The 25,894-nt window shown below is 68.3% G+C and carries 29 protein-coding genes and 1 tRNA gene; 11 read left to right on the top strand and 19 right to left on the bottom strand.

All coding sequences use genetic code 11. The annotated features are described in order from the left end of the window. The first annotated feature begins 8 nt into the window (after nucleotides 1-8). The gene (locus SNOV_RS12675) at nucleotides 9-1,022 is read left to right on the top strand and encodes an amino acid ABC transporter substrate-binding protein (RefSeq protein ID WP_013167337.1); all 1,014 of its coding nucleotides are present in this window, start codon (nucleotides 9-11) and stop codon (nucleotides 1,020-1,022) included. A 193-nt stretch (nucleotides 1,023-1,215) separates the two neighbouring features. On the opposite strand, the gene SNOV_RS12670 is transcribed toward SNOV_RS12675, so the two are convergent. From SNOV_RS12670 to SNOV_RS12650, 5 genes are all read right to left on the bottom strand, one after another. Then, entirely contained in the window at nucleotides 1,216-2,019 is an 804-nt protein-coding gene (locus SNOV_RS12670; protein ID WP_013167336.1) for an enoyl-CoA hydratase, read from the bottom strand. Further along, complete coding sequence (locus tag SNOV_RS12665) at nucleotides 2,016-3,287, bottom strand: CaiB/BaiF CoA transferase family protein (RefSeq protein WP_013167335.1); 1,272 nt, start codon at nucleotides 3,285-3,287, stop codon at nucleotides 2,016-2,018. The genes SNOV_RS12670 and SNOV_RS12665 overlap by 4 nt, the downstream gene beginning before the upstream one ends. A 78-nt stretch (nucleotides 3,288-3,365) precedes the next feature. After that, the gene (locus SNOV_RS12660) at nucleotides 3,366-4,091 is read right to left on the bottom strand and encodes a GntR family transcriptional regulator (RefSeq protein WP_013167334.1); all 726 of its coding nucleotides are present in this window, start codon (nucleotides 4,089-4,091) and stop codon (nucleotides 3,366-3,368) included. Between the two features lie 101 nt (nucleotides 4,092-4,192). Then, the gene (locus SNOV_RS12655; RefSeq protein ID WP_013167333.1) at nucleotides 4,193-4,507 is read right to left on the bottom strand and encodes an antibiotic biosynthesis monooxygenase family protein; all 315 of its coding nucleotides are present in this window, start codon (nucleotides 4,505-4,507) and stop codon (nucleotides 4,193-4,195) included. After that, nucleotides 4,504-4,929, bottom strand: coding sequence for a winged helix-turn-helix transcriptional regulator (locus SNOV_RS12650; protein ID WP_013167332.1), 426 nt, complete (start codon nucleotides 4,927-4,929; stop codon nucleotides 4,504-4,506). The genes SNOV_RS12655 and SNOV_RS12650 overlap by 4 nt, the downstream gene beginning before the upstream one ends. A gap of 106 nt (nucleotides 4,930-5,035) precedes the next feature. Between SNOV_RS12650 and SNOV_RS12645 the strand changes: the two genes are divergently transcribed. After that, nucleotides 5,036-5,647, top strand: a complete 612-nt coding sequence (locus SNOV_RS12645; RefSeq protein ID WP_013167331.1) for an FMN-dependent NADH-azoreductase — start codon at nucleotides 5,036-5,038, stop codon at nucleotides 5,645-5,647. Nucleotides 5,648-5,763: 116 nt separating this feature from the next. Here the strand turns inward: SNOV_RS12645 and SNOV_RS12640 are convergent, their stop codons facing one another. Both SNOV_RS12640 and SNOV_RS12635 read right to left on the bottom strand, forming a co-directional pair. Then, entirely contained in the window at nucleotides 5,764-6,450 is a 687-nt protein-coding gene (locus SNOV_RS12640; protein WP_013167330.1) for a GntR family transcriptional regulator, read from the bottom strand. A gap of 118 nt (nucleotides 6,451-6,568) precedes the next feature. Continuing rightward, complete coding sequence (locus tag SNOV_RS12635) at nucleotides 6,569-7,774, bottom strand: pyridoxal-phosphate-dependent aminotransferase family protein (RefSeq protein ID WP_013167329.1); 1,206 nt, start codon at nucleotides 7,772-7,774, stop codon at nucleotides 6,569-6,571. A 169-nt stretch (nucleotides 7,775-7,943) separates the two neighbouring features. Between SNOV_RS12635 and SNOV_RS12630 the strand changes: the two genes are divergently transcribed. Continuing rightward, complete coding sequence (locus SNOV_RS12630) at nucleotides 7,944-10,916, top strand: FAD-binding and (Fe-S)-binding domain-containing protein (protein ID WP_013167328.1); 2,973 nt, start codon at nucleotides 7,944-7,946, stop codon at nucleotides 10,914-10,916. A 149-nt stretch (nucleotides 10,917-11,065) separates the two neighbouring features. On the opposite strand, the gene SNOV_RS12625 is transcribed toward SNOV_RS12630, so the two are convergent. From SNOV_RS12625 to SNOV_RS12615, 3 genes are all read right to left on the bottom strand, one after another. Then, nucleotides 11,066-12,385, bottom strand: a complete 1,320-nt coding sequence (locus SNOV_RS12625) for a TRAP transporter large permease (protein WP_013167327.1) — start codon at nucleotides 12,383-12,385, stop codon at nucleotides 11,066-11,068. Then, nucleotides 12,382-12,900 (bottom strand): TRAP transporter small permease, encoded by a 519-nt coding sequence (locus tag SNOV_RS12620; RefSeq protein WP_244412751.1) that lies wholly within the window; start codon nucleotides 12,898-12,900, stop codon nucleotides 12,382-12,384. Before SNOV_RS12620 ends, SNOV_RS12625 begins: the two co-directional genes overlap by 4 nt. Nucleotides 12,901-13,040: 140 nt before the next feature. Then, a complete protein-coding gene (locus SNOV_RS12615; protein ID WP_013167325.1) occupies nucleotides 13,041-14,024 on the bottom strand; it encodes a TRAP transporter substrate-binding protein in 984 nt (327 codons plus the stop codon). Between the two features lie 229 nt (nucleotides 14,025-14,253). On the opposite strand from SNOV_RS12615, the gene SNOV_RS12610 reads away from it, so the two are divergent. Beyond that, the gene (locus SNOV_RS12610) at nucleotides 14,254-14,691 is read left to right on the top strand and encodes a GlcG/HbpS family heme-binding protein (protein WP_013167324.1); all 438 of its coding nucleotides are present in this window, start codon (nucleotides 14,254-14,256) and stop codon (nucleotides 14,689-14,691) included. Between the two features lie 290 nt (nucleotides 14,692-14,981). After that, the gene (locus SNOV_RS12605) at nucleotides 14,982-15,395 is read left to right on the top strand and encodes a BA14K family protein (protein WP_244412999.1); all 414 of its coding nucleotides are present in this window, start codon (nucleotides 14,982-14,984) and stop codon (nucleotides 15,393-15,395) included. 79 nt (nucleotides 15,396-15,474) lie between these two features. Here SNOV_RS12605 and SNOV_RS12600 read toward each other — a convergent pair whose 3' ends face one another. Genes SNOV_RS12600 through SNOV_RS12590 form a run of 3 tightly spaced genes read right to left on the bottom strand, consistent with a single transcriptional unit; the run spans nucleotide 15,475 to nucleotide 16,823 of the window. Continuing rightward, complete coding sequence (locus tag SNOV_RS12600; protein WP_013167322.1) at nucleotides 15,475-15,675, bottom strand: hypothetical protein; 201 nt, start codon at nucleotides 15,673-15,675, stop codon at nucleotides 15,475-15,477. Between the two features lie 2 nt (nucleotides 15,676-15,677). Further along, nucleotides 15,678-16,580: a dihydrodipicolinate synthase family protein gene (locus SNOV_RS12595; protein ID WP_013167321.1), complete on the bottom strand. Its 903-nt coding sequence runs from the start codon at nucleotides 16,578-16,580 to the stop codon at nucleotides 15,678-15,680. Nucleotides 16,581-16,592: 12 nt separating this feature from the next. After that, nucleotides 16,593-16,823 (bottom strand): hypothetical protein, encoded by a 231-nt coding sequence (locus SNOV_RS12590; RefSeq protein WP_013167320.1) that lies wholly within the window; start codon nucleotides 16,821-16,823, stop codon nucleotides 16,593-16,595. Between the two features lie 301 nt (nucleotides 16,824-17,124). On the opposite strand from SNOV_RS12590, the gene SNOV_RS12585 reads away from it, so the two are divergent. Together SNOV_RS12585 and SNOV_RS12580 are read left to right on the top strand one after the other, a co-directional pair. Then, on the top strand, nucleotides 17,125-17,391 hold the full coding sequence (locus tag SNOV_RS12585) for a hypothetical protein (protein WP_013167319.1): 267 nt from the start codon (nucleotides 17,125-17,127) through the stop codon (nucleotides 17,389-17,391). 132 nt (nucleotides 17,392-17,523) lie between these two features. After that, a tRNA-Met gene (locus tag SNOV_RS12580) sits at nucleotides 17,524-17,600 on the top strand. A gap of 60 nt (nucleotides 17,601-17,660) precedes the next feature. On the opposite strand, the gene SNOV_RS12575 is transcribed toward SNOV_RS12580, so the two are convergent. Continuing rightward, the gene (locus tag SNOV_RS12575; RefSeq protein ID WP_013167318.1) at nucleotides 17,661-17,942 is read right to left on the bottom strand and encodes a hypothetical protein; all 282 of its coding nucleotides are present in this window, start codon (nucleotides 17,940-17,942) and stop codon (nucleotides 17,661-17,663) included. Nucleotides 17,943-18,125: 183 nt separating this feature from the next. Here SNOV_RS12575 and SNOV_RS12570 point away from each other — a divergent pair, with 183 nt between their 5' ends. Then, on the top strand, nucleotides 18,126-18,569 hold the full coding sequence (locus tag SNOV_RS12570) for a hypothetical protein (protein WP_244412750.1): 444 nt from the start codon (nucleotides 18,126-18,128) through the stop codon (nucleotides 18,567-18,569). Between the two features lie 15 nt (nucleotides 18,570-18,584). On the opposite strand, the gene SNOV_RS12565 is transcribed toward SNOV_RS12570, so the two are convergent. The 3 genes from SNOV_RS12565 to SNOV_RS12550 all read right to left on the bottom strand — a co-directional run bounded on the left by SNOV_RS12565 (nucleotide 18,585) and on the right by SNOV_RS12550 (nucleotide 21,855). Continuing rightward, nucleotides 18,585-18,824 carry a DUF2188 domain-containing protein gene (locus tag SNOV_RS12565; protein ID WP_013167316.1) on the bottom strand — a complete coding sequence of 80 codons (240 nt, stop codon included), beginning with the start codon at nucleotides 18,822-18,824 and terminating at the stop codon, nucleotides 18,585-18,587. 73 nt (nucleotides 18,825-18,897) lie between these two features. Further along, a complete protein-coding gene (locus SNOV_RS12560; RefSeq protein WP_013167315.1) occupies nucleotides 18,898-21,177 on the bottom strand; it encodes a putative bifunctional diguanylate cyclase/phosphodiesterase in 2,280 nt (759 codons plus the stop codon). Between the two features lie 177 nt (nucleotides 21,178-21,354). Beyond that, complete coding sequence (locus SNOV_RS12550) at nucleotides 21,355-21,855, bottom strand: NUDIX domain-containing protein (protein WP_013167314.1); 501 nt, start codon at nucleotides 21,853-21,855, stop codon at nucleotides 21,355-21,357. Nucleotides 21,856-21,885: 30 nt separating this feature from the next. On the opposite strand from SNOV_RS12550, the gene SNOV_RS12545 reads away from it, so the two are divergent. Continuing rightward, nucleotides 21,886-22,812 (top strand): metallophosphoesterase family protein, encoded by a 927-nt coding sequence (locus tag SNOV_RS12545; protein ID WP_013167313.1) that lies wholly within the window; start codon nucleotides 21,886-21,888, stop codon nucleotides 22,810-22,812. Here SNOV_RS12545 and SNOV_RS12540 read toward each other — a convergent pair. Beyond that, nucleotides 22,799-23,392, bottom strand: a complete 594-nt coding sequence (locus SNOV_RS12540; protein WP_013167312.1) for a hypothetical protein — start codon at nucleotides 23,390-23,392, stop codon at nucleotides 22,799-22,801. The two genes, SNOV_RS12545 and SNOV_RS12540, sit on opposite strands and share 14 nt — an antisense overlap. Nucleotides 23,393-23,565: 173 nt before the next feature. Between SNOV_RS12540 and SNOV_RS12535 the strand changes: the two genes are divergently transcribed. Both SNOV_RS12535 and SNOV_RS12530 read left to right on the top strand, forming a co-directional pair. Continuing rightward, nucleotides 23,566-24,675, top strand: coding sequence for an alpha-hydroxy acid oxidase (locus tag SNOV_RS12535; RefSeq protein WP_013167311.1), 1,110 nt, complete (start codon nucleotides 23,566-23,568; stop codon nucleotides 24,673-24,675). 130 nt (nucleotides 24,676-24,805) lie between these two features. Continuing rightward, on the top strand, nucleotides 24,806-25,096 hold the full coding sequence (locus SNOV_RS12530) for a hypothetical protein (RefSeq protein WP_013167310.1): 291 nt from the start codon (nucleotides 24,806-24,808) through the stop codon (nucleotides 25,094-25,096). Between the two features lie 179 nt (nucleotides 25,097-25,275). Here SNOV_RS12530 and SNOV_RS12525 read toward each other — a convergent pair whose 3' ends face one another. Then, nucleotides 25,276-25,884 (bottom strand): pyridoxamine 5'-phosphate oxidase family protein, encoded by a 609-nt coding sequence (locus SNOV_RS12525; protein WP_013167309.1) that lies wholly within the window; start codon nucleotides 25,882-25,884, stop codon nucleotides 25,276-25,278. Nucleotides 25,885-25,894: the final 10 nt, after the last annotated feature.

Here is a 25,894-nt window from a genome sequence, read left to right as displayed (position 1 = left end):
AGGGAAACATGAACAGAATCGCATTTGCGCTGGCCGCGGCCGGCATCGTCATGACGGCCGGCCTCGGCCATGCCGATACGCTCGCCGACGTGAAGGCTCGCGGCACGCTGAAATGCGGCGTCAGCCAGGGCCTTGCCGGCTTCTCGGCCAAGGACGACAAGGGCCAGTGGTCGGGCTTCGACGTCGATCTCTGCCGCGCCGTGGCGTCGGCGATCTTCGACGACGCCTCCAAGGTCGAATATGTCCCGCTCTCGGCCGATGCGCGCTTCCCGGCGCTGCAGAAGGGCGAGATCGACCTGCTCTCGCGCAACTCGACCTGGACCATGCAGCGCGAGGCCGACCTCAAGCTGCTGTTCGCGGCCGTCTCCTATTATGACGGCCAGGGCTTCCTGGTCCCGGTGGCGAAGAAAGTCGACACCGCGCTGGAGCTCGACAAGTCCAAGGTCTGCACCCAGAGCGGCACTACCAGCGTCGGCAACGCGAAGGACTTCTTCAAGCAGAACAACATGGCGCTCGAGCTGATCGAGCTGCCGACCGTGGATGAAGTCGTCAAGGCGTATGACGAGGGCAAATGCGACGTCCTCACCACCGACGTGTCGCAGCTCTATGCGCTGCGGTTGCGCCTCGCCAAGCCGGCCGACTACATCGTGCTGCCCGACGTGATCTCCAAGGAGCCGCTCGGCCCGGTGGTGCGGCAGGGCGACGATGCGTGGCTGAACGCGGTCAAGTGGAGCTTCTACGCCCTGTTGAACGCCGAAGAGCTCGGCATCAGCCAGGCGACGCTCGACCAGGCGCTGAAGTCGCAGAAGCCGGACGTGCAGCGCTTCGTCGGCACCGACGGCAGCTATGGCGAGCAGCTCGGCCTGACCAAGGACTGGGCGGTGCGCATCGTCAAGAATGTCGGCAATTACGGCGAGGTGTTCGAGCGTAACATCGGTGCGCAGTCGAAGCTCGGCATCCCGCGCGGCATCAACCAGCTCTGGAGCGCCGGCGGCATCCAGTACGCCCCGCCGATCCGGTGAGGCGGGCATCCTTCGAGGCCCGGCCATTGGCCGGGCACCTCAGGATGACGGTGCGAAGACAGTGGGACGTCATGGCCGGGCTCGTCCCGGCCATCCACGTCTTTGGCGCCTGAAGTAGCCGTGGATCCCCGGGCCAAGCCCGGGGATGACGGTCTGATTGTGGGACGGCTGAGCCGGAGGATTCCGGAGCGGATCACTCCCCCCGCCAGACCGGCGGTCTCTTCGCCAGAAACGCCTCCACGCCTTCGCGGAAATCGGCGCTGCCATAGGTCTCGCGCAACAAATCCGCGTCGGCCGCCTGCGGGTCCTCGGCGAGGCGGCGCAGCAACTCGCGGGTGACGCGCAGCGTGATCGGCGCGTTGGCGGCGAGGCGGGCACACAGCGCGTCGACCTCGGCGTCGATGACCTCCGGCGACGCCACGGTGACATAGTTCGGCGGCATCTCCTCGGCCGGCGGCGTCTCGGCGCAGAGCAGCATGCGTCGCACCAGCGGTGCGCCGAGCGTCGCGGTCAGCCGGCGCAGATTATTGGCGGAGAGGCAGTTGCCGAGCGTGCGAGCGATCGGCACGCCGAAGCGCGCGCCGGGCGTGGCGAGGCGGAAATCGCAGGCATTGGCCAGCATCATGCCGCCGCCGACCGCCCAGCCCTCCACCACCGCGATGGTCGGGACCGGCAGCGTCTCCAGCGCGCCGACATAGCGCTCGACCGCCGTCTCATAGGCGATGCCATCGTCCCCCGAGCCGAAGGCCCGAAACTGCTCTATGTCGGTGCCGGCGACGAAGGCCTTGCCGCCGGCGCCGCGCAGCACCGCGACGCGGATCGAGCGGTCCTCGGCAATGGCCGCGCAGGCGGCCGCCAGTTCCTCATACATGCGCCAGGTCATGGCGTTGCGGGCGGCCGGCCGGTCGAAGACGAGGCGGGCGACGGCACCTTCCTTGGTGAAGCGGACCGTACCCTGATCGGAGGGCGGCGCGTCGGACGTGGCTGCAAGGCTCATGGCGCGAAAGCTCCGCGGGCGGCGAGGTCCTCGACGGCCGAGGCGTCGAGGCCGATCTCGTTGAGGATTTCCCCGCTGTGCTGGCCGAGCAGCGGCGGGGGCCGGCGCACCTGCTGCGGCGTGCCGGTGAGCTTAACCGCAAAGCCGATATTGGACACCTTGCCTTCGTTGGGGTGGTCGATATCGAGCCGCATCTGGCGATGGCGCCCATGCTCGCTCTCGAAGGCTTCGGGATAGCTGTACATGGTGCCGGCGGGAATGCCCGCGGCGAGCAGCGCCTCCACCCATTCGTCGGAGGTGCGGGTGACGAAGGTCTTCTCCAATTCCTCGATCAGCACCTCGCGGTTGGCGAGGCGGTCGGGATTGGTGGCAAAGCGCGGATCGGCGGCGAGGTCCGGGCGCCCGATCACCTCGCAGAGCTGGAGCCAGAGCTTCTGGTTGGTGGCGCCCATGACGAAATAGCCGTCCTTGGACTTCACCGCCTGATAGGGCGCACTCATGCGGTTGGCGGTGCCGAGCGGGATGGGCTGCGTGCCGCGGCCCCAATATTCCGAGATGTCCCACACCGAGAAGGCGAGGGCCGCCTCGAAAAGCGAAGCGTCGATATACTGGCCCTCGCCGGTGTTCTTCGCGCCGATATAGGCGGCGAGCGCCGCATGGGTGGCAAACAGGCCGCAGCCTATGTCGGCGACCGGCACGCCGGCCTTCACTGGCGGGCCGCCGGGATGGCCTGTGACGCTCATCACGCCGGACATGGCCTGCGCCATCAGGTCGAAGCCCGGCCGCCCGGCCCAGGGGCCGGTCTGGCCGAAGCCGGAGATGGAGACATAGACGAGGCGCGGATTGAGCGCGCGCACCGTCTCATAGTCGCATTTCAGCTTCTTCATCACGCCGGGCCGGTAGTTCTCGACGAGGATGTCGGCGCTCTTCACCAGCTCGTAGAACACCTCGCGGCCGGCCTCGCTCTTGAGGTTGATGGCGAGCGAGCGCTTGTTCCGGTTCATGTTGAGGAAGCCCATGCTGTCGGGCCCCTTCATCTTGAACCCCATGGCGCCGCGCGTCTGGTCGCCGGTGCCGGGCGGCTCGATCTTGACGACGTCGGCGCCGAGATCGCCGAGCAGCATGCAGCTATAGGGGCCGGCCATGACCTGGCTGACGTCGAGCACGCGCACGCCGGCGAGCGGCAGCGGCCGCGCGGCCGTGGTCGGCTGCCCCTCGCGCTGCGGGGCGGCGGCTGCCTGCCGGGTCTGGTCGAGAATGTCGCTCATCGGTTTGGCCTTTCAATTCTAATCAATAATTACAGTCTGCAGCGCAGAGCCCGTCATTTGCGAACGGGCCCCCTGTATTCAGGCGGTCAGGCGGCTGGGATTCCGGCGGGCGCGGGCGGCGGGGCTTTCCTGCGCCTCTTCCTTCATGCGGGCGATGAAGGCGCGGGCGATGTCGGCGGTAGTGTCGGTGACATGCACTTCAAGAAGATCGCCGAGACGCTCGCCGTCGCGCGCCTCCAGCGCGGCGATGATCTTCTCGTGGTCGGCCACGGCAGCGGCCCAGTGTTCGCGGCTCTTGCGCATCACGAAGCGGCAGGCGTGGATGCGGGTGAGGATCTGCTGGTAGAAGGCGGCGAGCGTCGCGTTGCCGGCAAGGTCGAAGAGAGCCTCGTGGATCAGCCGGTTGTGGCGCAGATACTCCACTTCCTCGCCCTTCTCGAAATGCTCGATCATGCGGTCGTGCAGAGCCCGCACGCGGGCGATGTCGGCGTCGCTCGCATGGGCGGCGGCGAGCCGGCCGGCGAGGCGCTCCAGCGAGGCCATGATCGGGAACAGTTCCTCGACCTGGTCCTCGGTGATGCGGGCGACGATGGCGCCGCGATGCGGCAGTATCTGCAGCACGCCCTCGGCGGCCAGCACCTTCAGCGCCTCGCGGATCGGGGTGCGCGACACGCCGAACCGCTCGCAGAGCTGCTCCTCCGGCACCTTGTCGCCGGGCTTGAGCTCGCCCTGAAGGATCATCTCGCGCAGCGGCGCCACGAGCGATTCGTGCAGGGAATGGCGGACGATCGGGGCGGCGGGCATTCGGCGGTCCTTGGACTTGCGCAGCGCTGGGGCGCTACCGGCAAGCTACCGCACGGCCTGTCTTGCATCAATAATTAGGATTGGAAGCTTGAGCCTCCCGCTCAGCAGGCAGCCTCGCCCCTGTCGGGGGTGAAACTGCGCACCACCTGATAGATGCCCGGATCGAAGGTGGCGATCGCCAGTGCATCCTGGAAGAAGGTGAGCGGACCGGCATCCCGCCGCATGGCCTCGTAATCCTCCAGGCGGCGCCATTGCGCGTACATCGTGACCTTCGTGCCATCGAGGCTGCGGTGGAGCGTCGCCGAGATGAAGCCCTCGGCGCGGTTGACCGAACCCTCCGTCGCCTCCGTCAATATCTCGATCAGCCGCTGCTGGTTAGCGGGGTCGACGGTGAAGACGTTGATGAGGATGATCACGCGACTCTCTCCGCGCTGAGGCCGCCATTCCGCATGGCTCCCTTGCCCTCTTCGGTGCAGCGCTTGTCGAACTGTGCCTGAGCCTGCGCGATCGCGCCGGTGTTCGCCAGTGCCCATTGGCCGAGCGCCATCACCGGCTCGCGCAGCGAGTGGCCGAGCGGGGTGAGCTCATAGTCCACGCGCGGCGGGATGGTGGGATAGACGGCGCGCGAGACCAGCCCGTCGCGCTCCAGCCCGCGCAGGGTAAGGGTGAGCATGCGCTGCGAGATGCCGTTGATCAGGCGCTTCATCTCGTTGAAGCGGCGTGGGCCATCGGCCAGCATCATGACGATAAGCACGCTCCATTTGTCGCCGATGCGGGCGAGCACGCGGCTCACCTCGCGGCAGCCCTCGCTCTGGAAATCATGATGTGCCTCAGTCACTTCCGTGTGCCTCGGTATGGGTGATGTGCGTTCTTGCGCAATATGGGGACGGGTACGTAATTAGTCCAGGTCACAATTCGTAACCGGGACAATCACGGTATCCACCATGAGCGCAACTTCGTCGAACCGCACCCTTCTGCACATCGATTCCTCCATCCTCGGCGGCCATTCGGTGAGCCGCCAGGTCACCGCGGCGATCGTCGCCCGTCTCACCGCCGCCGACCCCTCGCTCGGCGTCGTCTATCGCGACCTCGCGGCCGAGCCGCTGCCGCACGCGACGCCGGCCAGCATGCCGGCCGACCATCCGCTCTCCGGCGGCAAGGGCGACGCCGCGAGCCAGCAGGCGCTGGACGAGTTCCTCGCCGCCGACATCGTGGTCATCGGCGCGCCGATGTACAATTTCTCCGTCCCCACCCAGCTTCGGGCGTGGATCGACCGCATCCTCGTGCCGGGCAAGACCTTCGCCTATGGCGCGGACGGCAAGGTGGCCGGCCTCGCCGGCGGCAAGCGGGTGATCGTTGCGCTGGCGCGCGGCGGCCATTACGGAGATCCGGTCGCCACCGAGGCGGGCGAGCATGCCGAGACCTATCTGCGCTGGGTGTTCGGCTTCATCGGCATCGAGCCGGAATTCGTGAAGGCCGACGGCATCGCCGCCGGGCAGCGCGAGAGCGCGCTGGAAGGCGCGCTGAGGAGCGCGGCCGAGCTGCAGGCGGCGTGAAGGCCGGTCGTCATCCCGGCCGCGCGTAGCGAGAGCCGGGATCGCTCTCCGATGTTTGCACGGTCCCGGATCGGCCTGACGGCCGTCCGGGATGACGCTGCAAGGGGAACGCGAGCCTACTCCGCCGCGTGGCTGTCGAGCTCGTCGAGCGATTCATGCACCATCGCCGCCTTGTGGCGCAGGTGCTCCTTGAGCACGGTGCCGAGCCGCACGCCGTCGCGGGCCTTCAGCGCCGCCATCATCTCCTCATGGTCCTCCACCGCCTCGCGCCAGCGCTCGCTGGACTTCTGGGCGATGAAGCGCACCGCGTGGATGCGCACCATGAGGGTCTGGTAGAACTGCGTCAGCGCGGTATTGCCGGCGATCTCGAAGAACGCCTCGTGGATGCGGCGGTTGAGCCGCAGATAGCCGGCCGGATCGCCGGCGCGGTAGAATTCCAGCATCTCGTCATGCATGGCCTGCACGCGGGCGACGTCGGCGTCGGTGGCGCGGGCGCAGGCGGCTTCCCCAGCCAGGCCTTCCATCGCCCCCATGATCGGGAACAGCTCGTCGACCTCGTCGGGCGAGACGCGGGCGACGCTGGCGCCGCGATTGGGCGAGAGGATCAGGAGACCCTCGTTCGCCAGCACCTTCAGCGCCTCGCGCAGCGGCGTGCGGGAAACGCCGAAGCGCTGGCACAGCGCCTGCTCGGAGATCTTGTCGCCGGCCTTGAGGTCGCCGCGCATGAGCATGTCGCGCAGCTGCGCGGCCAGCTCGTCATGCAGGCTGCGGCGCGGGATGATGGCGGTCTCCGACATCGCCATGCGGCGGTTCTCTCCAAAATGCCACGCGCCCGGCGCGGCTGAGGGGGTGATAGATTCCCCAAAATCGCGCCGGCCAGCGAATTACGCAAGCCGGCGCCGATTTCACGCTGTCGCTACGTCAGGCGGCGGCGCGCAGGGCGCCGCTGGCGCACTCGGTCAGATAGTCCATCGCCGCCTGTCCGCCGCCCTTCTTGTGCGGCACGCCGGCGATCGACAGGCCCATCTCCACGCCCGACAGCGCGCCGAGGATGGTCAGGTCGTTGGTGTCGCCGAGATGGCCGATGCGGAACACCTTGCCCGAGAGCTTGGTGAGGCCGGTGCCGAGCGACATGTCGAAATGGTTCAGCGTCTTCTCGCGGAAGGCGTCGGCGTCGTGGCCTTCCGGCATCATCACCGCGGTCAGCGAGGAGGAGTAGTACTTCGGCTCGCGGCAGAGCACCTCCAGCCCCCAGGCACGCACGGCGCGGCGGGTGGCCTCGGCGTGGCGGTCGTGGCGGGCGAAGACGTTCTCCAGCCCTTCCTCGTGCAGCATGTCGATGGCCTCGGCGAGGCCGTAGAGCAGGTTGGTGCCGGGCGTGTAGGGGAAATAGCCCTTCTCGTTGTGCGGGATCATCTCCTCCCACGACCAGAACAGCTTCGGCATGGTCGACTTCTTCGCCGCGGCCAGCGCCTTGGGCGAGAGGGCGTTGAAGGACAGACCCGGCGGCAGCATCAGGCCCTTCTGCGAGCCGGAGACGGTGACGTCGACGCCCCATTCGTCATGGCGGAAGTCAATGGAGGCCAGCGAGGAGATGGTGTCGACGAGGAGCAGCGCCGGGTGGCCGGCGGCGTCGATGGCCTTGCGGACCTCCGGGATGAGCGAGATGCAGCCGGTCGAGGTCTCGTTGTGGACGACGCAGACCGCCTTGATCTCGTGGTTCTTGTCCTCGCGCAGCTTCGCCTCGATGGCGGCGGCATCGGCACCGATGCGCCAGTCAGAGGCGATGAAATCGGGCTTGAGGCCGAGCTTAATCGCCATGTTCTTCCACAGCGTGGCGAAATGGCCGGTCTCGAACATCAGCACCTTGTCGCCGGGGGAGAGCACGTTGGCGAGCGCGGCCTCCCAGGCGCCGGTGCCGGAGGCGGGGTAGATGATGACCGGGTTGGCGGTCTTGAAGATCGACTTCATGCCGTCGAGCACGCGCTTGCCGAGCTTCTGGAACTCGGGGCCGCGATGGTCGATGGTCGGCATGTCCATCGCCCGCAGGATGCGGTCAGGCACCGGGGTCGGCCCCGGGATCTGCAGGAAATGGCGACCCGCGACCCGGGCGGCATTGCTGGACATCGGTCTTCTCTCCCATGCGGCGCGCCAGCCGGCGCGTCCCTTCTTCAACAGCGGGCCGGAAACCCGTTTCCGGCGCCCCATCTTGCATAATTGAATTATGAATGCAAAATTCGCCCATGTCCATCGGGTCGCGCCGGCGATCGGATGGACGCGAGGGAGAGACGACATCATGGCGGCACGGCTGGCGCCCGGACTGGAGCGGCGCCTGAAGGCGGAAGTGACGGGTGACGTGTGGTTCGACCGCTTCAATCGCGGGCGCTATGCCACGGACGCCTCGTTCTACCAGATCATGCCGGTCGGCGTGGTCGTGCCGCGCACCACGGAAGAGGCCGAGCGCGCCATCGCGCTGGCGCGGGCCGAGGGCATCCCGGTCACGCCGCGGGGCGGGGGCACCTCGCAATGCGGCCAGACCATCAACGAATCGCTGGTCGTCGACGGCTCCAAGCACCTCAACCGCATCCTCGAGCTCGACGTCGAGGGTGGGTGCTGCATCGTCGAGCCGGGCATCGTGCTCGATGACCTCAACCGGTCGCTGAAGAAGCACGGGCTGTGGTTTCCCGTGGACGTGTCGACCGCCAGCCGCGCCACCATTGGCGGCATGGCCGGCAACAATAGCTGCGGCGGGCGCTCGCTGCGCTACGGCACGATGCGCGACAACGTCATCTCGATCGACGCCATGCTGGCCGACGGCACCAAGGCGCATTTCGGCGCGGTCGACCACAACCTGTCCGGCCTGCCGCCCGATTCGCCGCTGGCGCCGCTTGCCCGCGACCTGATCGAGCTCGGCGCCCGCGAGGCGGCGGAGGTGGCGCTGCGCTTCCCCAAGGTGCAGCGCCGCGTCGGCGGCTACAATCTCGACGCCCTGCTGCCGGACGGGCGCGGCTACAACCTCGCCCATATCCTCGTCGGCTCGGAAGGCACGCTCGCCTATTCGACGAAGATCGAGCTCAAGCTCTGGCCGCTGATCGGCAAGAAGGTCATCGGCGCCTGCCATTTCGGCAGCTTCTACGCTGCGATGGATGCCGCCCAGCACCTCGTGAAGCTCAAGCCCATCGCGGTGGAGCTGGTGGATTCGACCCTGCTTGCGCTGGCGAGCGAGATCCCGATGTTCCAGGCGACGCTCAAGCAGTTCGTGCAGGGCAGGCCGGAGGCGATCCTCCTGGTCGAGTTCGCCGAGGACGAGGCCGAGAACGAGCGGCGGCTGAAGCTGCTCGAAGACACCATGGGCGACCTCGGCTTCGGCTGGGACCGCAGCGGCGCGCAATGGGGAGGCGTCGTGCCGGTGCGCGAGGCGGGCTTGCAGGCCGCCATCGCCGATGTGCGCACTTCCGGGCTCAACATCATGATGTCGATGAAGGAGGCGGGGAAGCCGGTCTCCTTCGTCGAGGACTGCGCCGTGCCGCTGGAGCACCTCGCCGACTACACGGCGCGGCTGACCGAGGTGTTCGAGAAGAACGGCACCCGCGGCACCTGGTACGCCCATGCGTCCGAGGGCTGCCTGCATGTGCGCCCGGTACTGAACCTGCGGCAGGAGAAGGACGTCAAGGCGATGCGCGCCATCGCCGAGGAAGCCTTCGACATGGTGCGCGAGTACAAGGGCTCGCATTCCGGCGAGCATGGCGACGGCATCGTCCGTTCCGAGTTCCACGAGAAGATGTTCGGTTCGCGCCTCGTCCACGCCTTCGAGGAGGTGAAGGACCGCTTCGATCCGAACGGGCTCTACAATCCCGGCAAGATTGTCCGCCCGCCCAAGTTCGACGACCGCTCGCTGTTCCGCTACGCGCCCGACTACAAGGTCGCGCCGATCCCGGCCACGCTCGACTGGACCGGCTATAGCGGCGCCGGCGGCGGCCTGCAGGGCGCGATCGAGATGTGCAACAACAACGGCGCCTGCCGGAAGATGGCGGGCGGCGTGATGTGCCCGAGCTACCGCGTCACCCGCGACGAGAAGGACGTGACGCGCGGGCGCGCCAACACGCTGCGTCTCGCCATTTCCGGCCGCCTCGGCCCGGACGCGCTCGCCTCGGACAAGATGATGGAGACGCTGAAGCTGTGCGTCTCCTGCAAAGGCTGCCGGCGCGAATGCCCGACCGGCGTCGACATGGCGAAGATGAAGATCGAGGCGCTGGCGGCGCGGGCGAAGGCGAAGGGCATCAGCCTGCACCAGAAGCTCGTGGCTTACCTGCCCCGCTATGCGGCGCTGGCCTCCAGGGTGCCGTGGCTGCTGAACCTGCGCGACACGCTCCCCGGCGCGGCGAAGCTCTCCGAGATCGTTGCCCAGTTCAGCGCAAGGCGCTCGCTGCCGCGCTGGCGCGCGGATGTCTTCCGCGAGGACGATACCGTCTTCGGCCCGGAGGGCGGGCGCGAAGTGGTGCTGTTCGCCGACACCTTCAATCGCTGGTTCGAGAAGGAGAACGTGGTCGCGGCGCTGGAGGTGCTCACCGCCGCCGGCTACCGGGTGCACATGCCGCGCCCCGTCGACGGCGTGGCGCGGCCGCTGTGCTGCGGGCGCACCTTCCTTTCCGCCGGCCTCGTCGACGAGGCGAAGGCGGAGGCGCGGCGGGTGGTGGAGACCTACGCCCCCTTCATCGCCCGCGGCGTGCCGGTGGTGGGGCTGGAGCCGAGCTGCCTGCTCGCCTTCCGCGACGAGCTGCCCTCCATGCTGCCGGGGGAGGCGACGCAGCGTCTTTCCGCCCACGCGCTGCTGATCGAGGAGTTCATCGCCCGCGAGATCGACGCCGGCCGCTTCCAACTGCCGCTGGCGCCGGTCGCCGACAAGGCGCTGCTGCACGGCCACTGCCACCAGAAGAGCTTCGGTGCCATGGGGGCGGTGGAGAAGGCGCTGCGCCTCGTGCCGGGGCTGAAGGTCGAGACGGTGGAATCGAGTTGCTGCGGCATGGCCGGGGCCTTCGGCTACCATTCCGAGACCATCGACACCTCGCTCGCCATGGCCGAGCTCTCGCTGCTGCCCGCCATCCGCAAGGCGGAACCGGGCACGCTAGTGGTCGCCGACGGCACCTCGTGCCGCCACCAGATCCATGACGGCGCGCAGCGCGAGGCGATCCATGTCGTCAAGGTTCTGGCCCGCAGCGTCGCCGCGGCGCGCGCCGGCGGGACGCGGCAGATGGAGGCGGCGGAGTAGGGGCCGCCTTCCATATGCCCGTCGATAGACGAGGGCGCCCGGGCTGCAGGCCCGGGCGCCCTTTGCTTTTTCCGCGGATAGGCACGGCCAAAGAAAAAGCCTCCCCGGCGTACCGGGGAGGCTGGAAGCGTGGGGCTGGTGTGGTGCCGTCAGTTCACCGGCATCGCGCCGATGGACGGGTCGCCGTAGAACCACTGCGTCGGCGCCAGTGCGAACCAGGGCACATAGGTGCAGATCATCAGCACCGCCAGCAGCACGACCAGGAAGCCGACATTGGCCTTTGTCGTCTGCCAGATGTCCGACTTGGCTATCGAACAGGCGGCGATGAGCACCGAGGCCACGGGCGGCGTCTGCTGGCCGATGGCGAGGTTGAGCGTGAGCACCAGGCCGAAATGCACCGGGTCGATGCCCACCTGCTGGATCAGCGGCAGGATGATCGGCACGGTGAGGATGATGGCGGCCGCCGAGTGCAGGAACATCCCGAGGATCAGGAAGAGGATGTTGAGCAGCAGCAGCACCATGTAGGGGTTGGTGGTCAGCTCGGCGATGGAGCTGGCCAGCGCTTGCGGCACGCGGCTCTCGGTGAGGAACACGCCGACCAGCGCGGAGGAGGCGACCAGCAGCATGACCACCGCCGTCTGCAGCGCGCCGTCGACGAGCGCGCGGTAAAGCGCCCTCAGGTCGAGCTCCCGGTAGATGACGGTAGAGATGAACAGGGCCGCCACCACCGCCACCGCCGCACCTTCGGTCGCGGTGACGAAGCCGCCGAAGATGCCGCCGAGGATGACCACGGGCAGCATCAGCGCCCAGATCGCCTCGCGGAATGCCTGCACGAGACGGCTCCAGGCGAAGCGCTGCTCGACCGGGAAATCGTGCTTCACCGCGTAGTACCAGCTCGCCAGCGCGAGCCCTGCACCGCCGAGCAGGCCAGGTAGCAGCCCGGAGATGAACATCTTCACCACCGAGACCTGCGCCATGACGGCGTAGAGGATCATCGGGATGGACGGCGGCAGGATGATCGCGAGGCTCGCCGAAGACGACGAGATCGCCGCCGCATATTCCTTGCTGTAGCCACGGCTCTTCATGGCCGGGATCAGCAGCGAGCCGAGCGCCGCGACGCCGGCGACCGCCGAGCCGGAGATCTCGGCGAAGAACATGGACGAGCCGATCGTCACCATGGCGAGACCGCCGCGCACGAAGCCGAGCATCGCCGAGGCGAGATTGATGAGGCGCCGCGAGATCGAGGACGAATTCATGATCCCGCCGGCGAAGATGAACAGCGGGATCGCCAGCAGCGGGAAGTTGGTCGCGCCTTCGAACATGACGAGCGCCACGTTCGGCAACATATCGGTGCCCTGGCTCAACCAGATGGCGATAACCGCGACCATGCCGAGCGCGATGGCGATCGGCACGTTGAGCAGGACCATGCCGAACAGGCCGGCAAACATCAGCCCCATGGTTTCGGTCATCGGGCGGTTCCTCCACTGGCCGGGGCGGCATCGGAAACGGTATCGAGCGCTTCCTTCAGCTCATGATCCTCGAAGCCGGCGCCGCGCGCGGCCGCCAGCACCTCGGGGAAGCGCAGAAGCTCCGCAATGATGAACAGTACCGCCGTGATCGGGATCACCGACTGGGTGATGACGAGCGAGACGGAGGGGATGGAGACCATCGTGCTGCCCTGCAGGATGTCGAGCACCTCGAGGCCGGTCACGGTCAGGATCACGAAGAAGGCCAGAACGACGGCTTCCGCGAAAATGGTGGAAAGCACGCGCAGCCCTGGCGGGAATGCGTTCACGATCCCCGGGAAGCCGATATGGGCGCCGCGCAGGGCGGCGAGCGCGCTGCCGTAATAGGTGAGCCAGCACAGTCCGATGGAGGCGACCTCGTCGTACCAGACGAGCGACAGGCCGACCGCCCGGAAGACGAAACCAAGGACGATGATCACCGTGAGCGCCGCCATGAGCAGCGCCGCGATGACTTCCAAGATCCGATCGTAGGATCTTCTGATTGCAAGCATGTTCGGGTTCCAGGGACGGTGCCGGTGCCCGCGGCGCACAAGACGGCGTCACGGGCCGGCTTGGGGAAAAGGGGCCGGCGGCCTCGCAGACCGCCAGCCGCTGGGATTTAGGAGCCCTTGCCGAGCGCGAGGGAGTCGTCGATTAGCTTCTGGCCGCCCGGAACTTCCTTGGCGAACTGCTCGTAGACGGGCTTGCTCGCGGCGATGAAGGCGGGCTTGTCGACCTCGTTCACCTGCATGCCGGCGTCCTTGAGCTTGCCGAGCAGCTCGTCGTCGAGCTTGGCGGCAATCTCGAGCGCGACGGGCTCCATCTCGACCGCGGTCTCCATCAAGGCCTTCTGGACGTCCGGCGGCAGACGGGACCAGCTGCGGCCCGCGGTGAGATAGGCCGGCGTGTAGACGTGGCCCGTCAGCGAGAGATACTTCTGCACTTCCTGGAAACGCGACGGGTAGATCTGGGCGAGCGGGTTCTCCTGCCCGTCCATCACGCCCGTCTGCAGCGCCACGAAGACCTCGGACAGCGCCATCGGGCTTGGCGTCGCGCCATAGGCCTGGAACATGCGCACGCGCCACACGCCCTGCGGAACGCGCAGCTTGATGCCCGCCAGATCCTCAGGCTTGTTGATCGGACGCTTGCTGTTGGTGATGTGGCGGATACCGTTCTCCCACACCCCAAGGATCTCGTAGCCCTTGTCCTTGGCGATCGGCACCAGCACCGGCTTGATGACCGCTTCGCGAATCTTCGCCGCATGGTCGCGGTTCTGCACCAGATAGGGCATCTCGAACACGCCGAACTCGGGCGCCACGGTCGTCATCACCGTGGAGGGCAGGGCGAGGTCCACCGTCCCGAGCTTGAGCTTCTTCAGCAGCTCGGTGTCGCCGCCGAGCTGGCTCGATCCGTAGGTGACGACCTTGGCCTTGTCGCCCAGCTTCGCATTGGCGCGCTTGGCGAATTCCTGCGTCGTCTGATCGAAGAGCGAACCGGGCTCTCCGACATGGCCGAGCTTGATCTCGATGGGCTCGGCGACCGCCGTGGCGGCAAGCAGCACGGTGCCGGCCAGCGCCGACACGATTCGCGTGAAGCGGATCATGGGTATGCTCCCTTGGGTTTTCCTCTGACCGGCCGGTTACCCGGCACTTTTCACTTCCGAACGGCGCCTTTCGACGGGAGCCGGCGGACGCGTCGATCCTCATTCGAGGGTCGAGATTTAATTATGAATGCAAAAATACGGCGCGATGGCAAGGCTGGACTTGACGATCGGGTGGCGAAAAGGACATTCCGGTTTCCGTCCGAGGACCATGCGCAAGCCGGGAACCCACATGTCCAATCTGAGCCTGACCGCCGCCCAGACCATTCTCGCCACTGCCCTCGACCATTGCCGCAAGGGCAATTTCGCCCCGATGGCGGTGGTGGTGCTCGACGCCCGGGGCGCGGTGAAGGTCGCTGCCGTGGAGGACGGCACCAGCCTGAAGCGCTTCGAGGTGGCACACGGCAAGGCCCATGGCGCGCTCGCCCTCGGCATGGGCTCGCGCTCGCTGTTCAAGCGGGCGAAGGAGCAGCCCTTCTTCATCGCTGCGGCGAGCCATGTCAGCGGCGGTGCGCTGGTGCCGGTGCCGGGCGGCGTGCTGATCCGCGACGCCGCCGGTGCGGTGGTCGGCGCGGTCGGCATTTCCGGCGACACCTCGGACAATGACGAGGCGGCGGCGGGCGCCGGCATCGCCGCGGCGGGCTTCACCGCCGATCCCGGCAAGGACTGAGCGCAGCCGTTCACCGGCAGCGTTCATTCGCGATATGTCGCAGGGCGCGGGGCGGAACGTCTCGCGCCCTCGTCGCGTTGGCCCGGCGGATACCGTCCACCCTTCCGCCCTTGCTGAACGGGTATTCAGCAATCTGCCACATCTCCGACAGATTTCGTTCAGTGGGCATTCATCGACAGGGCGTTACGCCTGAGTAACGGTCTGTATTTCGGAGGAATGCCGCGATGAAGAAAGTCACGATCGCTCTCGCTGCCGCCGCAACGCTGGTAACGTCCAGCGTCGTTCCCGCCATGTCGGCGCCCTGGAGCCCGACGGGCATTGAGAGGCCGGCGTCGGGCATCGAGAATGTACAGTATCGGCCGGCTTACCGGCAGGGATATAGGCAGGGATACAGGCAGGGCGCGCGTGCCGGCTTCTATCGCAGCGGCCGTTACGGCTACTACAACGGCTATCGCGGCTACGGCTACTACCGGCCCGGCTACCGCCAATACAATGGCTGGTGGTTCCCGGCGGGGGCCTTCGCCGCCGGCGCGCTGATCAGCGGCGCCATCGCCGCGCAGTCGCAGCCGACCTATGTCGTGCCGGGTGGCGGCGGCAACGGGCACGTGCAGTGGTGCGCCCAGACCTACCGCTCCTATCGCGCATACGACAACACCTTCCAGCCCTATGTCGGCCCGCGCCAGCAGTGCGTCTCGCCCTACTGAGCCACGCCGACCTTGTGAATGCGAAAGCCCGGCCTCGCGCCGGGCTTTCTGTTTTCGGGCTCTTCGGCGCACCAATAGGTCAGCGCGGCGCTATGCTTTCCACCTTCGCGTCGACGGACGGCGGGTCGTCGGCTGCCGGGCGGGTCAGGTGGCTCAGCACCATGCTGAGCGCGAAGAGCAGGCTCATCACCACCGCCATGCGGGCCATCAATTGCTGGCTGCTGGCATAACGATTGGTATGGCGGCTCCGGTGGCGCAGCGGATGTTCGGTCGGCGACATGTTCACACCAGATGATGCAGCGCGCGGTCGTGCACGCTGGCGAGCGCGGCAATGGCGACGCGGATGGCCGACGCCGAGGCGGCGCTCGGCGGGGTGAGCGGCAGGCGCAGTTCCGGGCTGAAGGTCGGGGTCATCAGCGACGCGGCGTATTTGATGCCGACCGGCTCGGGTTCGAGGTCAAGCGCGCATTTCAGCGTGGCGAGCGCGACGACCAGCTCGGCGGCCTCGTTCCCCTTGCCGGCGAGCCGCAGCTCCCATAGCCGTGCGCACAGGCGCGGGGCGATGTTGGCGGCGGGCTCGAAGCAGGCGCGGGGCGGGCGCAAGCCCGGAAGGAAGGCGCCGACCGCGTTCGGCGCGATGCGCCACAGCCGCTCGGCACAGGCATCGGCGACTGCCCGCTGATGGGCGAAGTCGTCGCTTTCGTCGAGCAGGGCGAAGATGCTGGGAAGCTGCCCGAGGCGGTCGATGGTCTGCGGCGCCAGCGTCACGTTGGTGCGCTGGGGCACGTTGTGCAGGATCAGCGGCAGGTCGACGGCGCGCGCCACCGCCTCGAAATGGCGGTACATGCCCTCCTGGCCGGGCTTGTTGTAATAGGGCGTCACCAGCAGCGCCGCCGAGGCGCCCGCCTGCCGCGCCATGCGGGTGGCCTCTATGGTGGCGGCGGTCGAATTGGTGCCGGTGGCGGCGACGACCGGCGCGCGCCGGCCGGCCGCCTCGACGGCGATGCGGATGAGCCGCTCCTTCTCGCGCAGGGTGAGGGTGGGGCCCTCACCGGCGATCCCGCCGGCGATGAGCCCGCCGACATTCGCGGCCAGAAGCATCTCGACGTGATAGGCGAAGGAATCCTCGTCGACGACGGTTCCGAGGAAGGGCATGACGAGAGGGACGAAGACGCCGCTGAGCATGGCGTGCCTCCCTCACAGGGGAAACGGGAGCGGGCGGCGCGAGACGCGCACCGCGCGGCGGCGTCCGCCGCATTCGGCCATGGCATAGTGCAGGGCGGCTTCCTTGGAGCGGAAGAATCCGCCGCCGCGTCCGTGAAGCTCGAGGGCGACCCAATGGCCGACGGCATCCCTGCCGACGGCGAAACGCAGACGATTGGCGACCGGAACGATGCGATCGGCGATCCTGCATCGGAGACTGCTCATGCTTTTCTGCCGGGTTCACGGCGCGGGATGTGCGCCGCAGCGAAAAGCTAGGCAGGACCGCCTCAAGGAGCGATTGGGAGATGCGGTCTCCGGCATAAGGGGGGCATAAACGGGGGCGGTTTTGACCGGCGCCTTATCGCGGCGGTGCCAGAAACGTATCGATCCTTTATGCGCCGGCGCGGCACAGGGAGCGCTGTCTTTCTCTCGCACGGGAGGTGGGCATGGCCCTGACGAGCGTGTGGCTCATGCTGATGCGCGCATTCGAGCCGAGAGCTTCCCGCCGCCGGGACGCGGCGTCGTGATGCCGAGGGTCGACGAGGCATCCTCGCGCACAGTCGGCCGCTTCGGCGTCAAGCTGGTGCTCGCGCTGGTGCTCTCCGCATTCGCCACCAGCCCGCATCTGCTGGCGATGTCGGCGTGGCTCTCGGTGCTGGCGTGGTTCACCGCGATCCTCGCGGTGATGCGCCGCTACCGCTTCGATCCGGCCGCGTTCACCTCGTGGGACGAGGTGCTGTGGCTGATGTTCCTGGCGCATGGATTCCGCCTCGCGCACATGGCGATGGCGTGAGGAAAGGGTCGCGCCGGAACGGGGGCGGGGCGTGTCGGCCGTGTGTGGCGTCGTTCCTGCCTTGACACCATCCGGCCTGCTTCCTTATATCCCGCCCACTCTGCAAACCGGCCTCATCGCCGGCGTTGTCGTGGCGGGGTAGCTCAGCTGGTTAGAGCACGGGAATCATAATCCTGGGGTCGGGGGTTCAAGTCCCTCTCCCGCTACCACGACAACCAAGAACCACTCGCAGATCGAGAGAAGGCTGCCGGCAGCCGAGCTGCCACAGGTCAGCCCGCGCGCCGCACCAGTGGCGCCAGCTGCCGGTGAAGTGCCGGCACGCGCCAGCCCATGAGCGCGCATGTGATCAGATTGTCCTTGGGGTCCCGGACCTCGATCGGGCTGAAGCGCGGCGAGTGCCGCATCTCATGTGCCTTGTCGACCGCTTCGGCGACCGAGGCGAAACGCGCCCGCCTGATCGGCCCCATCCCGCCGCCTCGGAGCTGCTCGGCATAATAGAGGATGAAGTAGCTTTCCGACCGGGCGGGGACGTCGATGGCGGGGGTTTTCATGGCGGGGACCCTGGCTGACGCAGCTGAAACTCGCGCTGGCGTGCTTGGTTCCCTCGCTCCCCGATCATTGACCACCGACCCGGCAGGCGCCCGCGGCGACGTCCGCGACACACGCTGAACGGGTTCGGCACAGTGGGGCCGGATCGGCGTGGAAAGGCTGCAGTTTCGCCGGTGTGCCGCCACATGGCTCGTCATCATGGCCCGCGTGGCATCAATGGGGTGGTCGAAATGGCGGCTCTTCGATTCTGGCTGGTTTCCGCTCTCGTCCTGTCGGCGCAATCATCGGCCGCCGACAGTTCCTGCTGCGATCCCGCCAGCCCGTTCCGGCCGGGAGAGGCCTATCCGGAGACGCTCGCCGGCTGCGACACATTGCGCCGCTGGGCCGACGCGGCGCCGCGAACGGACAACCGCATCACGCTCGGCATCAAGGGCAGGCTCACGGGCATCCATACGGACGGCGTCATGGCCTATCTGCTGATGTGCGAGCCCGCCGACGTGCAGGTGATGTGCGTCACTTACAGCGCCAACGACCTATCCCGTGGCGATGTCGTGGTGTTCGGTGGCGGATACAGCCGCCTGGACGACCACCACGTGGTGCTGGATCCCTGCCTGGCGTCGCGAGAGTAGCCTGCCGGTCGCCGGTCAGCCCTTCACCTCGGCCTCGGGGCGATCATCGCCGCGGGCGGTTTCCTCATGCCACTTGCCGGACCTGTCCTCATACTCGATCGAGGTGGTCTCGCCGGGACGGGACTGCTCGCGGGCGACGCGCTCGGCGGCGCGGCGTGCCTCCTCATGAGTGGGGAAGGTCTCGGAGAAGACATCCCCGAGCTTGTACGCCCAGCCGCCATCGTGCTCGACGATCTCGTAGGTGATGTGCGCCATGCTGTGCTCCTCGGCAGCTTGTGACCCGCCCAGCGATATGGGACGCGGCATCCGCCGTGACCAGAGGGGGCGCTTACGGAGCCGAACGGCGTGTGTCCGCCGCTACGGCGGATGCAACCTTGCCGGCGGCGTCGTTGCGCAGCTGGCTCGATGGCCAGGTGATGCCGTCCGGATGGACGAGCGCGTCCTCGAAGCGCATCGGCCGGCCGGTGAGAAAGCCCTGCACGAAGTCGCAGCCGATCGCTTCCACCTCGCGCAGCGTCTCGGGCAGCTCGATGCCCTCCGCCACCACCGACATACCGAGCGCATGGGCGAGGTCCACCATCACCGCCACGATCTTTCGAGCCCGAGGCTCCTGCGCGAGGTCGGGCATGAAGGAGCGGTCGATCTTCAGCACGTCCACGGGAAGGTGCTGGAGATAGCTGAAGCTGGAATAGCCGGTGCCGAAATCGTCGATTGCGGTCGAGCAGCCGAGCGCTTTCAGCTGCTGCAGCACATTGGCCGCCGCGGCGGGCTGGGCGAGGAGGGCGCTCTCGGTGAGTTCGAGCCGCACCTCTTCGCCCCTGACGCCGTGGCGGGCAAGGATGGCGGCGATGCGCGTGGCGAGATCGGGTGCGGCGAGCTGCGGCGCCGCGAGATTGACCGAGACGTAACGCAGCGGCGCTCCGCTTGCGCGCCGGCCGGCGTTCCAGCGGGCGCAGGCCTTCACCGCCCGGTCCATGATCAGGTCGCCGAGCCGGTCCATCAACCCCACGGCTTCGGCGAGCGGGATGAAGTCGGCCGGCGGCACCGGGCCGATCCTGGGGTGCTCCCAGCGGGCGAGCGCCTCGAAGCCGGCCACCTTGCCGGTGCGGCTGTCGACCATGGGCTGGAATACCGGATAGAGCTCGTCGGAGCGGTTCGTCACCGCCTCGCGCAGCGCGTTCTCGAGAGTGAGCCGATGCTGATGATCGGCGCGCAGGGATTCGTCGAACACCCGCCAGCGCCCGCTGCGATTGGCGCGCGAAGCCATCTCGGCATTGCGCAGGATCTGCTCGACCCGCCCCGGCCCGGTGGCGATGCCGATCTCGGCGCGCAGGTAGAAGCGACGGCCCTCGCTCTCCAGCGGCGCGTGGAGCAGCGCCTCGATCTCGGCGCCGAGCGCTTCCGGCTCGCCATGGTCGGCAAGGATGAGCGCCAGCTCGCATTCGCCGGTGCGGGCGAGCTGCGCGTCCGCCGGCAGATGTGCGCGCAGCCGATTGGCCAGCGTCACCATCAGCGGCCCGATGAAGTCCTCGCCAAGGCTGGCTGAGAGAATGGCGAGGTCGGGCAGCCGCATCACCAGCGCACCCGCCGGCTCGCGCCCTTCCGCATCGACGAGGCGCACCAGGCCGGCGCGGTTCGGCAGCTCGGTGACGGTGTCGGTATAGGCGAGCCGCTCCAGTGCCTCATTGGCGCGGACCCGGTCGGAGATGTCGCGCAGATAGGCGGTGAACAGGCGACGGTGCTCGGTACGGATTTCGGTGATGGCGAGCTCGACCGGGAAGACATCGCCCTCGGAGGTGCAGGCCTGGATTTCGATCCGCCGCCCCAAAATGTGCGGCGCCGCGCCCGACATGTAGCGCGTCATGCCACTGAGATGCGCACTCCGCAGGCTCGGCGGCACGATGGTCTCGCCGAGCGAGCGGCCGATCACCTGCTCCCGCCTGTAATGGAACATGGCCTCGGCGGCGGGATTGAAGTCGACGATCTGTCCGGCCTCGTCGACGGTGACGATGGCGTCGAGTGCGGCGGAGAGCATGGCGAGGCGCGTCGCCTCGCTGAGCGCGCGGCCGGCGCGCGAGCGCTCCACCGCCAGCGCGATCAGTCCCGCGCAGGCCTTGAAGGCGGTGCGCTCCTCCTTGCTCCAGGCCCTGTCACGGTCGTCGGAGCTCAGGCAAAAATGACCCCACCAGCGCCCTTCCACCATCACCGGCACGGTGTAGAAGCTGACGATGCCGGCGGCGCGGAAGAAGGCGCCGAGATAGCCGTCGAGGTCCTCGGTCCGTCCTTCGATCACCTCGCCCCGCGTGCGTCGCTCGGCCCAGTCGCGCTGGCGGGCGTCGGCATCGACGGGACGCACCGGCGGGTGGGTGTTGTCGGCGAGGGAGGCAAGACCGACGCGCGCCCAGTCGACGCGGCAGGTGACGCCGAGGCCGGCACCGGGCGAGGTATGCACCTCGAAAAGGGCGACGCGGCTGAGCTCGAGCTCGGCCGCAAGCCGCGGCATCAGGCCGGCAAGGGCGCGGCGCCAGTCGAGCGGACCGTTCAGCTCGGCGATGAAGGTGCTCATCACCGACAGCAGGCGGTCCGATACTCCGGCATCCTCGCTCACGACACGTACCTTCCGCACGTTCGTCTAGGTCGGGAGAGAGCAAAAGGTTCCGCCCGCGACACCCGCCCGCCAGTTGCAAGGCCTTACTTGCCCCAGTGTTGGCGGATGCTCCCCACCCATGAACGGTAAAAGGTAACGGGTCTTAGGCTCAACCGGAAGCGGCAATCGCGCGGGCGCTCACCATAGCGCGGCGGCAGGGGCGCCAGTGAGCACCTCGACGATGCGCCGGCGCGTCGCGGGCGAGGTCGCCTCGGGCAGGGCGCCGGGTGGAAAGAAGCCGATCTCGGCGATCTCGCGATTGGGCACGCGCGGCGGCGCTTGCGTGAAGCAGTCGACCACATAGACCGCCACATGGTCGCGTGCGCCCAGATGCAGGTTGAGCATCAGCCCGTGCAGCCGCGGCGGGGCGGCGGGGATGACGGCGGTCTCCTCGAACAGCTCGCGAATGACCGCCGCCTCGATAGTCTCGCCGGGGTCGACCGCGCCGCCCGGCAGGTGCCAGCCAGGTACATAGGTATGGCGCAGCAGCAGGACGGCGCCGTCCTCGTTGATCACTACCGCGCGCACGCCGAGCGTCATGCCGCGGGTCAGCCGGCCCCAGCCGTGCAGCAGGCGCACCAGCAGCCGGCGCGAGGCCGGCATCGGCGTCGGCGGGCTGCCGCTGGGGGAGCTTTCCATCTCCGCCCCCGGGCTGGTAAGGAAGCCCCCGTGTTTGTCCTTGCCCATGTCACCGACGCCCATCTGGGACCGCTTCCCCGCGCGCGCTTCGCCGAGCTCGCCGGCAAGCGGGCGCTGGGCGTGATCAACTGGCGGCGCGGGCGCCAGCACCGATTCAACATCGCCACCATCGACCTGCTGGTGGCCGACATCAAGGCGATGGCGCCGGACCACATCGCGGTCACCGGCGACCTCGTGAATGTCGGCCTCGCCGCCGAATTCGCCACCGGGCTGAACTTCCTGCGCTCGCTCGGCGACGGCCATGACGTGACGGTGGTTCCCGGCAATCACGACGCCTATGTCCGCTCCACCGCGCATCACTCGCTGCTCAACTGGGGCGACTATATGCGCGGCGACGGGGTGAACGGCGACGTCACCGCCGAGGAGGCCTTCCCCTTCGTGCGCCGGCGCGACGGCGTGGCGCTCATCGGCGTCTCGACCGCCGTGCCCACCCACCCCTTCATGGCGACCGGCAAGGTCGGCAAGGCGCAGCGTGCGCGGCTCGGCAAGGTGCTGGACGAACTCGCCGCCGAGGGGCTGTTCCGCGTCGTCATGATCCATCATCCGCCCTGCGGCTGGCGCGCCGGCCACAAGCGGCTGATCGACGAGGAGGCGGTGCGCGAGGTGTTCGCCCGCCATGGCGCCGAGCTGATCATCTGCGGCCACGACCATGTGCCGATGGTGGAGATGCTGCCCGGCCCGCATTCCGGGCTGATCCCGGTGGTGGAGGCGCCGTCCTTCGCCGCCGGGCCGGACGACCGCCATTGGCCGGGCGGCTACCACCTCTACCGCATCGAGCGGATCGACGCGGCGTTTCCGTGGCGCTGCACGCTGGAGGCCCGCGGCTTCCAGCGCGGCGAGGCGAACGTGGCGACGCGCACCGTGCGTGTGCTCACCGAGGCGATCAGCGGACGCTGAATTCCGGGTTGAGCACCAAGAGCGCCAGCACGGCGAGGGCGCCGATCACCAGCCCCAGGAAGAAGAACCCGAAGCCGCGTCCCCGGCCGCGCGGCGGCTGCGCCGGCGCGGCGGCGGGATGGTGCGATGCCGGATGCGGCTCGGTTTCCGGCGGCGCCTGCACCGCGACCATGGCCTGCTCGCGGGCGATGAGCCGGCGGGCGATGTAGCGGGTCACCGCGTCGACGATGTCGTGCGGGTTGGTGCTCTCGGCCAGCACGCGCCGGCCCGAGCGCGTGTCCTGCAGGAAACGGTAGGTGCGGCGGTCGCGGCCGAGCGCGATATGCGCGACCATGTCGACGAAGAGGCGCGGCGTCTCGCCGGGCATCAGCCCGCGGTCGAACAGGTCGGCATGCTCCAGCGGCACATCGGCGAAGATCGGGTCGAGCAACTCGTTGAGCATGGAGAGCCGGGCGAGGCTGGCGTCGCGCAGCTCGACGATGACGCCCGTGCGCTCGGCGGCTTCCACCCGCGCCGCGCGGATGGCCTCGCGCAGCGACAGGCCGGGCGTGTCGCCGGATGAGCGCTCGCTCTCGTCCATCGCCTCGTGCCCTCGCTTCGCCGCCGGTCGGCGCCCCGTCCGCAGCATAGGGCCGCGCGGTTAATGGCCCGTTGGTACGTCCCCGATGCTGCATGACGCCCGGCAAAGGATTATGAAGCCAGGCAGGGATGCGCGACAGAGGGTGATGAGGAGCCGGGGCATTCGGGGACCGCATGACGAGAAGCTACGAGATCCCCGCCGGCGTGGTGGCGGTGGACGACTATGAGAGGCTGGCGCGCGAGTGCCTGAGCCCCGAAGCGTGGGCCTATTATTCTGGCGGCGCGGCGGACGAGATCACCATCCGCTGGAACCGCGAGGCCTTCGACCGGCTGAAGCTGAGGACGCGCGTGCTCGGCGACTTCAGCGGCGGTGGCACCGGACTGACGCTGTTCGGCCAGGCCTTCGACTATCCGATCCTGCTGGCGCCGACCGCGCATCACCGCCTCGCCACGCCGGAGGCCGAGATCGCCACCGTGGTCGGGGCGGGCGGGGCGAGGGCCGGCATGGTGGTAAGCACCGAATCCGACCTCACGCTGGAGGAGATCGCGCAGGCGTCGCGCCGCATGGCCGCGCCTACGCCGCTGTGGTTCCAGCTCTATATCCAGCACGACCGCGGCTTCACCGCCGAGCTGGTGCGCCGCGCCGAGACGGCGGGCTATGGCGCGCTGGTGGTGACAGTCGATGCTCCCGTCTTCAGCCCGCGCAACCGCGAGCAGCGCGCCGGCTACGAGCCGCCCAAGCTCTCCGAGCACGCCAATACGCGCGGGCTGCACACGGATTACGTCGCCGAGGCGGCGCTGGGCGAGAGCCTGATGTTCCGCGGCTATCTCGACGTGACCGCGCGCTGGGCGGACATCGCGTGGCTGCGCTCCATCGCCCGTCTGCCGATCCTCTTGAAGGGCATCATGGCGCCGGAGGATGCGGAGCTGGCGATCGGCCACGGCGCCGACGGCATCGTCGTCTCCAACCATGGCGGGCGGGTGCTCGACACCATGCCGGCGAGCCTCGACGTGCTGCCGGCGGTGTTGCAGCAGGTCGCGGGGCGCGTGCCGGTGCTGATGGATGGCGGCATCCGCCGCGGCACCGACGTGCTGAAGGCGCTGGCGCTCGGCGCCTCGGCGGTGATGGTCGGCCGGCCCTGTCTCTACGGGCTGGCGGTGGCCGGCCCGGCCGGCGTCGCCCATGTGCTGCATCTTCTCCGATGCGAGCTCGAGGTGGCGATGGTGCTCGCGGGCTGCCGCACGCTGGCGGATATCGGTCCGCAGGTGATCTGGCGGGAATGATGTAATATTCGCGGAAGCGTCGGCTCATTTTCGCAGCGGAAGAGGCAATAGTCGCGCGAGATCTCAGGCCGTTTTCTTCTCGGTCCGTTCTGGTATATTTGCCGGACGGGGGTTGGGGAGGACGTTCGACATGCTCGAAGCTCTCATCGCACAGCTCGTGGGCGGCGCGATCGGCGGCACGGCCGGCGGCAAGCTCGTCAAGGACAGCGATCTCGGCAATATCGGCAACCTGATCGCCGGCGCCATAGGCGGCGTCGGCGGCGGGCAATTGCTGGGCGCGCTCATGGGCGGCGCCACTGGCGACACGAGCGCGGGGATCGACATCGCCGCGCTGGCCGGCCAGCTCGTCGGCGGCGGCGTCGCCGGTGCGATCGTGCAGATCGTCGTCGGGCTGATCAAGAACCGGATGCTGGCGAGGTAGCGGGCCTAGCCCGGCGCGCTGTCAGACTCCGCCCGCTTTTCCATTTTCCCTCATCCGCGGGCTTGACCCGCGGACCTAGGGGGACCAAGTGCGCCCGGTCACCGGGTGGCCGGGTCAAGCCTGGCCATGAGGGCGAGAGGGTGGGAAGTGCCCGCCGAACCGGATTCCGCGTCAGACCTTCAGTAGAGCGTCGCTTTGTAGCGCTCCAGCATCTCGGCCTGCGTCTCCGCGGTCGCGAGGTTGAGCTGGTCGCGCAGCATCTCGCCCATCGACGGCAGGCGCGCCCGCTCGATGAAGTGCGACGCATCCCAGGCGTGCGAGCGCATGAACGCCTTGGCGCAGTGCAGATAGGCTTCCTCGACCTCGACGCGCAGCACAGTGACGGGGAGGCGGCCGTCCACCTCGAAGCGGGCGAGAAGGTCCGCATCGTCATGGATGAAGGCGCGGCCATTGACGCGTAGCGTCTCGTCGACGCCGGGGATGAGGAACAGCAGGCCGATCGCCGGATTGGCGAGCAGATTGGTGAGCGTGTCCAGCCGGTTGTTGCCCGGCCGGTCGGGCAGCAGCAGCGTGCCGGCATCCTCGACCTGAACGAAGCCCGGCGCGTCGCCGCGCGGGGTGACGTCGGCCCGCCTGTCGGCGCCGAAGCTCGCCAGCATCACCAGCGGTGACAGGCCGATGAAGGTTCGGCAATGCGGATCCAGCACTGGCAGCACCTTGCGCCGGCTGCGCTCGCGCGGGCTCGCATAGAGCGCGCGGAGCTGTTCGGGAGAGGTGAGGCGGGCCATCGGACGTCCT

This window comes from Ancylobacter novellus DSM 506, from assembly GCF_000092925.1.
Classification (GTDB): Bacteria; Pseudomonadota; Alphaproteobacteria; order Rhizobiales; family Xanthobacteraceae; genus Ancylobacter; species Ancylobacter novellus.
The sequence above is the reverse complement of the archived record's forward strand: the minus strand, read 5'-3'. Positions and strand labels throughout refer to the sequence as shown.

What these genes read in the sequence shown, in the direction of transcription:
- SNOV_RS12675 (WP_013167337.1), top strand. Translation starts at nt 9, where the DNA reads ATGAACAGAATCGCATTTGCGCTGGCCGCGGCCGGCATCGTCATGACG.
- SNOV_RS12670 (WP_013167336.1), bottom strand. Translation starts at nt 2,019, where the DNA reads ATGAGCCTTGCAGCCACGTCCGACGCGCCGCCCTCCGATCAGGGTACG.
- SNOV_RS12665 (WP_013167335.1), bottom strand. Translation starts at nt 3,287, where the DNA reads ATGAGCGACATTCTCGACCAGACCCGGCAGGCAGCCGCCGCCCCGCAG.
- SNOV_RS12660 (WP_013167334.1), bottom strand. Translation starts at nt 4,091, where the DNA reads ATGCCCGCCGCCCCGATCGTCCGCCATTCCCTGCACGAATCGCTCGTG.
- SNOV_RS12645 (WP_013167331.1), top strand. Translation starts at nt 5,036, where the DNA reads ATGAGCGCAACTTCGTCGAACCGCACCCTTCTGCACATCGATTCCTCC.
- SNOV_RS12640 (WP_013167330.1), bottom strand. Translation starts at nt 6,450, where the DNA reads ATGGCGATGTCGGAGACCGCCATCATCCCGCGCCGCAGCCTGCATGAC.
- SNOV_RS12635 (WP_013167329.1), bottom strand. Translation starts at nt 7,774, where the DNA reads ATGTCCAGCAATGCCGCCCGGGTCGCGGGTCGCCATTTCCTGCAGATC.
- SNOV_RS12630 (WP_013167328.1), top strand. Translation starts at nt 7,944, where the DNA reads ATGGCGGCACGGCTGGCGCCCGGACTGGAGCGGCGCCTGAAGGCGGAA.
- SNOV_RS12625 (WP_013167327.1), bottom strand. Translation starts at nt 12,385, where the DNA reads ATGACCGAAACCATGGGGCTGATGTTTGCCGGCCTGTTCGGCATGGTC.
- SNOV_RS12615 (WP_013167325.1), bottom strand. Translation starts at nt 14,024, where the DNA reads ATGATCCGCTTCACGCGAATCGTGTCGGCGCTGGCCGGCACCGTGCTG.
- SNOV_RS12610 (WP_013167324.1), top strand. Translation starts at nt 14,254, where the DNA reads ATGTCCAATCTGAGCCTGACCGCCGCCCAGACCATTCTCGCCACTGCC.
- SNOV_RS12605 (WP_244412999.1), top strand. Translation starts at nt 14,982, where the DNA reads ATGTCGGCGCCCTGGAGCCCGACGGGCATTGAGAGGCCGGCGTCGGGC.
- SNOV_RS12600 (WP_013167322.1), bottom strand. Translation starts at nt 15,675, where the DNA reads ATGTCGCCGACCGAACATCCGCTGCGCCACCGGAGCCGCCATACCAAT.
- SNOV_RS12595 (WP_013167321.1), bottom strand. Translation starts at nt 16,580, where the DNA reads ATGCTCAGCGGCGTCTTCGTCCCTCTCGTCATGCCCTTCCTCGGAACC.
- SNOV_RS12590 (WP_013167320.1), bottom strand. Translation starts at nt 16,823, where the DNA reads ATGAGCAGTCTCCGATGCAGGATCGCCGATCGCATCGTTCCGGTCGCC.
- SNOV_RS12585 (WP_013167319.1), top strand. Translation starts at nt 17,125, where the DNA reads ATGCCGAGGGTCGACGAGGCATCCTCGCGCACAGTCGGCCGCTTCGGC.
- SNOV_RS12575 (WP_013167318.1), bottom strand. Translation starts at nt 17,942, where the DNA reads ATGAAAACCCCCGCCATCGACGTCCCCGCCCGGTCGGAAAGCTACTTC.
- SNOV_RS12570 (WP_244412750.1), top strand. Translation starts at nt 18,126, where the DNA reads ATGGCTCGTCATCATGGCCCGCGTGGCATCAATGGGGTGGTCGAAATG.
- SNOV_RS12565 (WP_013167316.1), bottom strand. Translation starts at nt 18,824, where the DNA reads ATGGCGCACATCACCTACGAGATCGTCGAGCACGATGGCGGCTGGGCG.
- SNOV_RS12550 (WP_013167314.1), bottom strand. Translation starts at nt 21,855, where the DNA reads ATGGAAAGCTCCCCCAGCGGCAGCCCGCCGACGCCGATGCCGGCCTCG.
- SNOV_RS12540 (WP_013167312.1), bottom strand. Translation starts at nt 23,392, where the DNA reads ATGGACGAGAGCGAGCGCTCATCCGGCGACACGCCCGGCCTGTCGCTG.
- SNOV_RS12535 (WP_013167311.1), top strand. Translation starts at nt 23,566, where the DNA reads ATGACGAGAAGCTACGAGATCCCCGCCGGCGTGGTGGCGGTGGACGAC.
- SNOV_RS12530 (WP_013167310.1), top strand. Translation starts at nt 24,806, where the DNA reads ATGCTCGAAGCTCTCATCGCACAGCTCGTGGGCGGCGCGATCGGCGGC.
- SNOV_RS12525 (WP_013167309.1), bottom strand. Translation starts at nt 25,884, where the DNA reads ATGGCCCGCCTCACCTCTCCCGAACAGCTCCGCGCGCTCTATGCGAGC.